The sequence below is a fragment of the Puniceicoccaceae bacterium genome, assembly GCA_040224245.1.
Taxonomy (GTDB): Bacteria; Verrucomicrobiota; Verrucomicrobiia; order Opitutales; family JAFGAQ01; genus JAKSBQ01.
In genome coordinates this window covers 108,899-120,303 of the sequence record JBEGIR010000073.1, presented here as the reverse complement: position 1 = coordinate 120,303, position 11,405 = coordinate 108,899, and the positions used below count along the sequence as shown (strand labels likewise).

General features: G+C 56.3%; 6 protein-coding genes. All 6 read left to right on the top strand.

Features of this window, described 5'->3' with window-relative positions:
• The first annotated feature begins 459 nt into the window (after positions 1–459).
• Entirely contained in the window at positions 460–873 is a 414-nt protein-coding gene (locus ABQ298_12620) for a GxxExxY protein (protein MEQ9825219.1), read from the top strand.
• A 1,290-nt stretch (positions 874–2,163) separates the two neighbouring features.
• The gene (locus ABQ298_12615) at positions 2,164–4,335 is read left to right on the top strand and encodes a secretin N-terminal domain-containing protein (GenBank protein ID MEQ9825218.1); all 2,172 of its coding nucleotides are present in this window, start codon (positions 2,164–2,166) and stop codon (positions 4,333–4,335) included.
• 39 nt (positions 4,336–4,374) lie between these two features.
• Positions 4,375–5,076 (top strand): hypothetical protein, encoded by a 702-nt coding sequence (locus ABQ298_12610; GenBank protein MEQ9825217.1) that lies wholly within the window; start codon positions 4,375–4,377, stop codon positions 5,074–5,076.
• 74 nt (positions 5,077–5,150) lie between these two features.
• Entirely contained in the window at positions 5,151–7,853 is a 2,703-nt protein-coding gene (locus ABQ298_12605) for an Ig-like domain-containing protein (GenBank protein MEQ9825216.1), read from the top strand.
• Positions 7,854–8,457: 604 nt separating this feature from the next.
• On the top strand, positions 8,458–8,982 hold the full coding sequence (locus ABQ298_12600; protein MEQ9825215.1) for a hypothetical protein: 525 nt from the start codon (positions 8,458–8,460) through the stop codon (positions 8,980–8,982).
• Between the two features lie 354 nt (positions 8,983–9,336).
• Positions 9,337–11,388: an HAD-IC family P-type ATPase gene (locus ABQ298_12595; GenBank protein MEQ9825214.1), complete on the top strand. Its 2,052-nt coding sequence runs from the start codon at positions 9,337–9,339 to the stop codon at positions 11,386–11,388.
• Positions 11,389–11,405 lie beyond the last annotated feature (17 nt).

The following is an 11,405-nucleotide window of genomic DNA, read 5'->3' as shown; positions in this document are numbered from 1 at the left end:
CAGAAAACACAGATTGTTCCCCACCGTTCAACCCCTCTGTGCCATCTGAGGCATCTGTGGTTAAAAACCGCGTCCTGCTGGCGGGAATAAAGAATGGAACCACAGATAGCACAGAAAACACAGATAAGTCCCCCACCGTTCTTACCCTCTCTGTGTCATCTGAGGCATCTGTGGTTAAAAAACCACGTCCTGCTGGAGGAAGAAAGAATGGAACCACAGATAGCACAGAAAACACAGATAAGTCCCCCACCGTTCTTACCTCTCTGTGCCATCTGAGGCATCTGTGGTTAAAAACCGCGTCCTGCTGGAGGAAGAAAGAATGGAACCACAGATAGCACAGAAAACACAGATTTTCCCCCACCGTTCTTACCTCCTCTGTGCCATCTGAGGCATCTGTGGTTAAAAAACTGCGTCCTGCTGGTGTTAAGAATGGAAATGTTTTAAATTGCTTTACAATCCATGGAAATCCAACTGGGTTGTGGCATTTCCAATCCTCCTTCCTTCTCCATGGACACAACCAATCGTTTGACGGAACGAATTATCGGTGCTGGTTACACGGTTCTCAATCAACTGAAACCCGGATTGGATGAGAAGTTATATGAGCGGGCTCTGAAGATCGAATTGAATCACCAACGATTGAGTGTAGAGTGCCAGCGCGAATTCGAGGTTCACTATGGAGGCGAGCGCATTGGATCCCTTATTCCCGACATGATAGTGGAGGGACAGGTGATTGTCGATGCCAAGGTTGTTTCGTCTTTCCATGAAAGTCACATCGCTCAGATGTTGGGTTATCTCAATATCACGGGACTCAAGACCGGAATGCTGCTAAACTTCAAACACGCCAAACTCGGAATCAAACGCATTTCGGTGTGACTCCATTCCCTTATCTGTGGTCAAAAACCGCGTCCTGCTGGTATGAATAAAGAATGAACCACAGATAGCACAGCAACCACAGATTTTCCCCGCCATACTTACCTCTCTGTGTCATCTGAGGCATCTGTGGTTAAAAACCGCGTCCTGCTGGCGGGAATAAAGAATGGAACCACAGAAAGCACAGAAACCACAGATCGTTCTCCACCATTCTTACCTCCTCTGTGCCATCCGAGGCATCTGTGGTAAAAAACCACGTCCTGCTGGCATAAGAGAGAATGGAACCACAGATAGCACAGAAACCACAGATTTTCCCCCACCGTTCTTACCTCCTCTGTGCCATCTGAGGCATCTGTGGCAAAAAACCAGCGTCCTGCTGGCGGGAATAAAGAATGGAACCACAGATAGCACAGAAACCACAGATTTTCCCCGCCATACTTACCTCTCTGTGTCATCTGAGACATCTGTGGTCAAAAACCACGTCCTGCTGGTATAAGAAAGAATGGGACCACAGATAGCACAGAAACCACAGATTTCCCCCCGCCGTTCTTACCCCTCTGTGTCATCTGAGGCATCTGTGGTCAAAAACCGCGTCCTGCTGGTATGAAGAAAGAATGGAACCACAGATAGCACAGAAACCACAGATAAGACCCCCGTCGTTCAACCCCTCTGTGCCATCTGAGGCATCTGTGGTTAAAAAACCAGCGTCCTGCTGGCGGGAATAAAGAATGAACCACCGATTTCCCCGAAAACACAGATTGTTTCCCACCGTTCTTACCTCCTCTGTGTCATCTGAGGCATCTGTGGTCAAAAACCGCGTCCTGCTGGAGGAAGAAAGAATGGAACCACAGATAGCACAGAAAACACAGATTTTCTCCCACCGTTCTTACCCCCTCTGTGCCATCTGAGGCATCTGTGGTTAAAAAACCGCGTCCTGCTGGTATGAATAAAGAATGGAACCACCGATTTCCCCGAAAACACAGCGAAGGCATGCTGACTTTTTTACAAACGAGGTCGTTGTTTGCGTAAAAACCTTCACGAATCTCACCTCAAAACCTGCGAAATCGTAAGAAATCTGTAAAATATAACTGACCAATCTTAAAAAAATATGTAAAAACCGCTACAGAACTTATCTCATCCTCGCTAAGTGCCGTTTTCTCACCTAGTTAACAAACATCCGCTGAATCCAAAGGAACGCATGCATCATTCGCTCCGAACCCCGTCCGCTTTTCCCGCAGTCTTTGCACTGTCGAGAGGTTGTGGCTGAAGGTGCGCCCGCATTCCATTCCACTGATGATGATACGATCTCTTCTCTTGGCCGTTGCTCCCCATCGTTGCCTGACGCGACCCGTGGAGGTCGCCTGCGTGGTGTTTGCAGTTACATTTGCAAATCTCTCGCTCGCCCAGAACGATACCTTTGATCCCATTGAACGCGCGCGCCGCGCCGTCGCAGAAAATGATGCCCGCCAACAGGCTGCCGAGGCCGAAGTTTCCGACAGCGGCATGACCGATTCGGATGCGACCCCTTCCCGCCCGACTCCGCCCCAGGCTCCGAGCACTGCGCTCCCGGACGAACCCGAGACCATCAGCCTGAACGTCGACGATCAGGAGATCCGCGTCATCCTGCGCAACATTGCCGAACTCTTTGAACTCAACATCGTCATCCCCGACGATCTGACCGCGCGCACCTCGCTCAACCTCAAGGACGTTACCTGGCAGCAGGTCTTCAACATCGTGCTTGAGGAACAGGGCTACTCCTGGCAGCAGGTCAACGGCATCATCCGCATCCGTCGCGGCACCACCACCGAGTCGGGTGCCGACCCACGGGCGACCATTCTGCCCGACGGCAGCCTGAAGGTGGAGTTTCGCTCCACTTCTGTAGCGGACATCCTTTCCCTGATCGCGCAGACGGCCCAGCTCAACGTGGTCATCCCTCCCAACGAAACCCTGCAGGCCGAGCTGGATCTGCGCCTCTCCGGCGTCACCTGGCAGCAGGTCTTCAGCGTGACGCTCGGGCAGTTTGGATTTGGCTACATCGAGGACAGCGGCATCATCATCGTGAAGACGCTTGAGGAAATCAACGGCGTGCCCGATGTCTCCCGTGTGTTTCATGTCAAATACTCCGAGGCCGAAAGCATCGCCCAGCTGATCGAGTCCCAGAGTGGGGTGCGCGGCGTCGTTACGGACTCCCGCAGCAACGTGGTCATCGTCACGGGAAACCCCTCCCGCTTTGCAGAAATCAAGGCACTCATCGAAACCCTCGACCGTCCCACACCGCAAGTGCTGATTGAGTCGCGCTTTGTCGAAGTCGGCAACGCCGACACCTCACAAGTGGGCATCGACTGGACCTCCCTTTTCTCCGACGAGGGCTATCAATTGCAGGGACAGTATGAATCCCAGCGCGACCGCATCGACAATCAGGAACGCAATTTCGGGGACACCAATACCAGTGATTTCACCTCCACCAGCTCCCGTGGAGGCGAAGGCGGAGCCGTTTCGAGTTCCGTCATCGAAAATACGATCAACCAGGTGCGCGGCTTGCTCGACTCCTCCGTGGTCAATACAACTGAGTCCGCGATCTTTTCCGCCCCCGCCTTCAACATGGTGCTGCGTGCGCTGAAAAAACTCAACGACTCCAAGATCGTGTCCAACCCCACCGTGCTCGCGCTCAATGGACAGGAGGCCGAGATCAAGATCGTCGACCACTACTATGTGCAGCGCCCCGGCACGGTATCCGAGGATGGGCGCGTGGTACCCGGTGAGGTGGAGCGGCTCGATCCACTGCCCGGCATCGAGCTGAAGGTCACCCCCACGATCAGCGGCGGCGACTTCATCTCGCTCAAGGTCGTGCCCCAGGTCAACGACATCGTGGGCACGCAGGTTTTTTCCAATGGTTCCGTTCCCATCGTGCGCCAGCGCACCACGCTCACCCACGTCATGGTCAAGGACCGGGAAACCCTCGCCATCGGCGGCCTGATTGACGAGAGCGAGAGTTCCGAGACGTCTAAGATCCCATTGCTCGGATCGGTGCCCGGCCTTGGTAAACTCTTCCGCTATGACCGCAACGTGAAGGACTCGACCAACCAGATCATTTTCATCACCGCCACGATTCTCAATCCCAACGAAACCAACTTCATGGACGTGGTCGGCATCGACCGGCTCAACAAGCTCGGCCTGACCGAGCGCGATGTGGTGGGTTCCGGATTTCAGATGTCCTCTGAGGAGCGCGCCATGCACGAGGCCATCCTGCAATACCGCCGCCAGAGCGAGGCGCGCGAGCGCGAGGATAAGCTCGCCCTGCAGGTGGAGGCCTATCGTCGGCTCGAGGAAAAGCGGGCAATGGAAGCACTGGAGAATCTGGAGAAGACCAGCGAACTCAAGTTCAACTCTGGCGACGCGAACGATACCTCGGCCATGGACATGCTCAAGGCGCGCGAGCGCAAGGAAGTGGTCCCCGTTTTTTAAGGAGTGCAGATGATGAACGATCTCCGCAGAGCGTTTCAAATGCGAAGTCGGCTGCCGCGAGTCTGGCAGCTCGCGCTATGCCTGGCACTGCTGCCCGCACTCAGCCTTTGGGGGCAGCGCGAGGACCCCTTCAAGGAGGCCTACTCCTATATCAACAACAATCGCCTCGGCGAGCGCCTGTCCGTCTCCTTTCCCAACGGGGAAAATGACTCGGTCAAGTCCACCGAGATGACCCTGCTCGAGGAGTCCTTTTTTGATGGCAGCACCGGACGCTTTGAAAAACGAGTGGTCGCCGTGCTCACCGGCATGGGGCTGGGCAATACCGGACTCAAACTCGTCGCCGACGATGCGCGCCAGCTCGAGGATTTTCGGAACTGCCTGCAGCGCTTCCTGAGCACGGAGCGGGAGTTCCTTGCCAACGAAGAACGCATCCGCGAGCAGACCGAGGACTGGATGGGAGAGTCGTGGAATGCGCTCAATACCGGACGCGAGATCGGCAGCGTGTATTTTTATCCCTCCCGCAAGGCACTCAGTGCTGAGTTCATGTGGGACTTTGAACTGGAGCGCGTCTGGCTGAGCATCGGCAGCCGCATCATGGTGCAGCGCGAAGTCGTGCCCTACCTGCTGCGACTGGTCGAAAACCTGCCCGCGCACCGCGACCGTTTTTATGAATTCCGCGAGGCCCTGCAGTCCAAGAATCAGGAGATTGATGCCCTGCTGGGTCTCGATGCCGCCTCGTGAGCAGAAACCCTCAACAGATGATGAGTATGCAAAGGAAGAATTTGAAGTTTTGGATGTGGATCGTGGCCGCGTTGATGGCAAGTTCATCATTGGGATATGCACAGTTTTCATGGACTGGCGTCGAAATCACACATGCGGGGAACACTGAGTTTGATCTCTCCTTTGACCCTGGAGGGTCAAAGCCAGTAGTGATCACGCTGTCAGGTGTTCTGGGAGAGACAGTGAGTTTCAAGACGAGGGTGACGTCTTCCGTGGATAATGTGACTGGAACTTTCTACTTCCGATGGATCAATACATCGCAGTTTGATCCTGATCTTGATTATTACGATCTCGCGCAGGCTACTCTGTCGTTTGGCACTTCACCTGATCCTCAGGAATTTGATGCAGGAACATTTGTACCTGTCGAAGAAGGGGATTATCATTTCGAGATCAGGGACGGAAATAACAACCTTGTTAAGTTTTATGGCCGCAATTTCATCACGGTCAAGGTAGTGGATTCTGAGATTGGAGAAATCTCGGATGTTGTGTTAAGGGGATTGGTGGATGGAAACACATTGAATGTCACCCAGCCTATCACGCTGTCAGCCTATGTGTATCCATCAATCATGCGTGAATATGTCAGCGTGGATTATTTCATCACGCACGACTCCCGGGTAGTCTCGAATCCCCAGAAATATGCGGGCTACAAAATTACTAACGCTCCCATTACTTTTGGCGAAGGAGGTGAATTTTTTGAGTTTGTTTGGGAAACCCCTTACATCACCGGAGATAACCCGCTTTACATCACGGCCTATGCACAAATGTCGAATGGGAGTTTTGATTTCTCTGAGCCAGTGCAGGTCAACATCGTTGGCATCGGCAGTGATCCCATCGTCACAATCTCCGCCGCTCCGGGGGACGACTGGACTGTCGGGTCGGATGCGCAGTTCACGGTGCAGGCGAGCGACAGTGGTGCGCTGGTGGAAACGATTGAGTTTTTTGTGAATGGGCGACTGACGGGCGACCCGATCACGGAGGCCTATGCGAACAGTCCGTGGACTTTTGACTTCAAGTTCCCGTCCAGCGGACCCTACGACATCTGGGCGATTGCCACCTTCTCCAACGGTAACAAGGCCATTTCCAACATTCTGGAATACGATATCAAGCAGGGGCGCGAGCCGTTTGTGTACCTCATTTCGCCCGCACCGGGCATGCAGTTCCTTCCCGGCACCACGCTGCCCATCCTCGCCAGCGCGTGGGATCCCAACAGCCTGATCGATGAGCTGAAATACTACATCAACGATACGCTCGTGCAGACCATGGCGCGGAAGGATGATGGCACCTTCGACCCCGATCCCATCACGTTTGACTACAACTTTCCCTTTGCAGGCAACTATCGCATTTATGTGCAGGCGACGGACGAAGGCGGCCTTATCGCCCAGTCCGAAGTGGTGCAGGTGGTCGTGCGCGACCTCGATTCGCGCCTGCCGCGTGTGGTCATGAGCCATCCGCTGCCCGTCGGCGGTGGTGACACCGTGAATGACGTATCGGTGGGTTCGTCGATGTATCTCAACGCCATCGCCACCGATGGGGATGGCCGCATCGAGCGTGTGAACTTTTACATCAACAGCCAGCTGATCGGCTCGAGCAGTGCCTCCTACAACGACACCTTTGCCATGTTTTTTGCACCGACGACGGCGGGAAATTACGTGATGTTTGCCGAAGCAGTGGACAACAGTGGCAACCGCATGCACTCGCCGCCCCTGAGACTCAATGTGTATCCGCTCGAGGCCCAGCTGCCGCGTGTCAAAATCCTGCCGCTGCCCGACCGCTACCAGAACCTCGACGCTGGCAGTGAGATCACCGTCTCCGTCGAAGTCGATGGCGGCCTGGTGGATGTGAATCAGGTCAACTATTACCTCAACGGTGTGCTGGTGGACTCCCAGGACGAAACCGATGAGGGCAATGAAGATGTCTTTACCGCGACCTTCACGGTGAATGCACCGGGCACTCACCTGATCAGTGCGCGCGCGATCGAAATCGATCCGCTCGGCCTGACCACGGACAATTGGATGATCTCGGACCCCGTCGGCATCCGCGTGAATCCACCCTCGGATGACCGCGGCTTTGTAGAGCGCGTGTACCTCAGTATCCTCGGTGTGGCACCCTCGCGCTCCGTGCTCGATGCGGCTGTCTTTGCGCTCAACAACGGACAGATCACCCGCGCCCAGTATGTGTATGACCTCATGACCAGTGAGATTTATCAACCCACACTGCTCGCACTCATGGCGCGCTACCTGCTCACCGGAGAATGGCCCGACCGCAACATGCTGAACAGCGACATCCGTGCGGTGAATGTTTCGCTGCCCGCCTTTGTCAACCAGCACCTGCCCACTTTTCAGACGCGCTACTGGGACAATCAGCGCCTGCCGGACGGGTTTTCCAGCGACCGGGATTTCCGCAACTTTTTCCGCGCCCTGTGGCTGAACAAACATGGTGTGGAACCCACCAAAGCGCAGACCGACCGCGCGGTGATGCAGATGAAAGTTTTCTTCCTTGAGGATTTTGTCGCCGAATTTGTGCGCGACGTGGATGCCATGATTTTTGGATCGGGCACCATCTCCACCCTGCTCGGCATTCCCAATCCACCCAATTCCCTCCTGGAGGATCGCGCCTTCGTCGCGTCCCTCTTCGGCCACCTGCTGCACGTGCGCCCCAGTGTGGATGAAGTCGAGGCCTTGTTGCCCCTGACCCAGATCCAGCAGATCGAAGCGGTGCTCGCGGATCCCCGGTTCTAGGCAAGGAGACGGCTGATCGCGTTTTGTCCGGATGTGGCCCCCATGCATTGGGAACGCATTCGGAAACATGGTTGTAGCCGAATTCGGGAGCGTTGGCGTGGGTGTAGCCGAATTCGGGAGTGTTGGCGTGGGCGTAGTCCCGACAAGTCGGGATAGAATTCGGAAGCGTCGGAGTGGCAACGTGCTGCGAACGTGCATGAGGTCCACGTTCTCTCCCGACGCATCGGGACTACGGAAGATGGAACCCGGTACGAGGAGAGCGTTGCTAGTTCCGACGCGTCGGGAACACATCTGGAGCATTGGTGTACCCGGATTCGGGAGCGTCGGAGTGGGCGTAGTCCCGACAAGTCGGGATAGAATTCGGAAGCGTCGGAGTGGCAAGGTGCTGCGAACGTGCATGAGGTCCACGTTCTCTCCCGACGCATCGGGACTACGGAGGAAGGAGAATCCGGCTACGTAAGAAGGAATCGGGCTACAGGAGGACTGCAGAGGGAACGCGTTCGAAAGCATTGGCAAATGTCGTCTGCATGCATCGGAACGCTACATTACCCTTGTCACAGCTGAGGTCATTCTTTTGACTTCAATCACTGTGCACCACTCCTCCTTGCACCGACTTCCTCCTCAATATTACCTTGGGCGACAGTTTGTTTTATGGACGCTGTGCGTGCAGGATCGTCAGACGGGTTGGCTGGATGCATCGCTTCACTTGCAGTGGCGGGAACTCTGGTTGCATGCAGCCTGGCGCTATCACGTTGCGGTGGTTGCCTATTGCCTGATGCCGGATCATTCCCATTTTTTGGTGGGCGGATTGGATGAACGGGCGGATCAGATTCGAGCCATCCGTTTTTTTCGCAAAGAGAGCAATGCCACCCTTCGAGGGTTGGGGTTTTGCTGGCAGACACAACCACACGACCACGTGCTGCGGGCAAGGAAATCGAGGGACATGTGCCGATCCACCGCGCACTATATTTTTGAGAACCCGGTGCGCAAGGGGTTGGTCTCCCAAGCCACAGAATGGCCCTATGCGGGAAGCATCCTCCCAGGTTACCCGAATCCCCCAGACTCCCTTGCTCAGGCGTGGTCACTGTTTCATCGGAGTTCAAGCTGGTTGCAGGATGGCACCCATTGATCGGAGTAATCCAGTATCCGTAATGTGGGAGTAGTCGCATTCGGCAGCATAGGCGTAGCCGAATTCGGCCGAATTCGGAAGCGTCGGAGTGGCAGGGTGCTGCGAACGTGCACGAGGTCCGAATTCTCTCCCGACGCATCGGGACTACGGAGGAAAGAAGGAATTCGGCTACAGAAAAAGAAATCCGTTTACGAAGGAGAAATGCGGTTACGGAAGGAAACAACCCTCCATGCCGGCTTTGGAAAATGCTTTCCGTATTCGCAATACGTCACCCGAAATTCCCAAATCGCGATCTGAAGGTTGATTCCGGATGGTGTTGGCATAAGCATGCTATGCCAGAGTGCTTGAACAACCATGCCCACCGCATCCACCTTTCCCGAATCCGGCTCCGCGTCGCACATTCAGCGACCCGAGTGCTGCGTGTTGCCGGAACGCAGTGATGCGCGCGACTACCTGGGCAGTTTTGTCTCTCTTCGGGACGGGATGTGGATTCGCCTTGGCATCGCCATCATCCTTGCGGGTCAGTCCATGGTCTGGGGGCTTGCGGTCAATTTATCGGAAATCCCCGCGTTTTCGCCGGTTTACTGGGGCTTGCATGGCATTTTGGCACTCTCTGCGCTGGCGGTGGTGTTGATGCTGGGTGGTGGATTGCTGCGCGAGTTTGTTGGCAGTGTGCGTCACCTGCGCCTGGGCATCGAAAGCCTCTTCATGCTCAGCCTGCTCGGAGCATTGGGCGGATCGCTGTTTGCAACGCTACGGGGCGTGGGGGATGTGTATTACGAAGTCATCATCGTGGTGCTGGTGATCTTCAGTCTGGGTCGCCGAATGGGGCAAGTTTCGAAGGAGCGCGCACTTGCGGAGGCCCATCGCTACCGGGAGCAATTTGACACCGTTGTGCGAATCAGTGCGGAGGGAGTGCGCGAGTCCATTCCCTATGCCTGCCTGGTGGAGGGGGATGTCTTTGAAGTGGGACCCGGCCTGCCGATCTGTGCCGACGGGCACATCGTCAGTGGAGCGGGATTTGTTCGGGAAACCGCGCTGACGGGCGAGCCGCATCCGCTGGTGAAACAACCTGGTGACCGTGTGCGTGCGGGCACCTGGTCGGTGGACGCCACCCTGCGCTGTGAGGCGGTGATTGACACTGGTGGGCGACTGATCGACAACATCCTGCGCAAGGTTGAGGATTCCATCGCCTCGACGCAATCGCGCCGCCAGCTGCAGGCCGAGCGCTGGATTCGGCATTTTGTGCTCGTGGTTGCAGCGGTGGCGGTGAGCACCGGACTCTTCTGGACCTGGCGCGAGGGACTCTCCACTGGCTGGCTCAATGCCATGTCGGTGCTGCTCATCGCCTGTCCCTGTGCACTGGGACTTGCGACCCCGCTTGCCGTGTGGACGGGACTCTGGCAGCTCAGCTCCATGGGACTGGTCAGTCGCACCGCACCGCTCATGGATGCACTTGCCCATACCCGCCATGTGTTTTTTGACAAGACGGGAACCCTCACGCTAGCCCGGCTCACCATTGGGGAAGTGCGCCTGAGTGAGACCTGCCCCTGGACACAGGAACAGGTGCTCGCGCTTGGTGCCTTGCTGGAATCCGATATCGAGCATCCGGTTGCCCGCGCCTTCGCTCAGGAGGAGCTAACCGGTTCATCCGAATCCCTGCCTGACGACCTGCACCTGCTGCACAGCCGATGGATTCCGGGCAGTGGTGTCGAAGCGCAGGTCCGGTGGAATGGCAACACCAGCACCCTGCGCCTGGGCACCCCCCAGTGGGCAGTGAATGAATCGCAACGCCTTGCGGTGGGAACGGACGCGCGCAAGCGCATCTGCCTGGCGCGGGACAACGAAGTGCTCGCCGAGGTGGAGCTGGTGGAGTCCCTGCGACCCGGAGTAAGTCCGCTCATCCTGCGCCTGCAGACCCTTGGTATTCGCAGCACCGTGCTGACCGGAGATCCGCTACCGCAGTGGTCGCGCATTGCTGGTGCCACGGTGCGGGAGAATCTCAGTCCCGATGACAAAGCGGCACTTGTAAAGCACTCCCGGGATCAAGGTGAAGTTCCCCTTTTTGTGGGGGATGGCATCAACGACCTCAACGCCATGCTCGCCGCTGAGGCGTCCATCGCGATTCACGACGGGGGAGCGTCGCTCACGCAGTCCAATGCGAGTGCCATCCTGACCGGGGATCGACTCGAACCCATCGGACGCGCAATCCGGCTCGCGCGCCGCATCGATCAAACCCTGCTTAGCAACATGCGTATCGCGGTCAGTTACAACGTTGTGGGCATCAGCTTCGCCGTTGCAGGTTTACTCCACCCGGTTGCATCCGCGCTCATCATGATTGCCTCCAGCCTGCTCGTCACCCTTCGCGCCATTCGCAAGGCCGAAGCCCTGAGCGAGCAGGTCTAGGGAATTTTGGAAGCGTC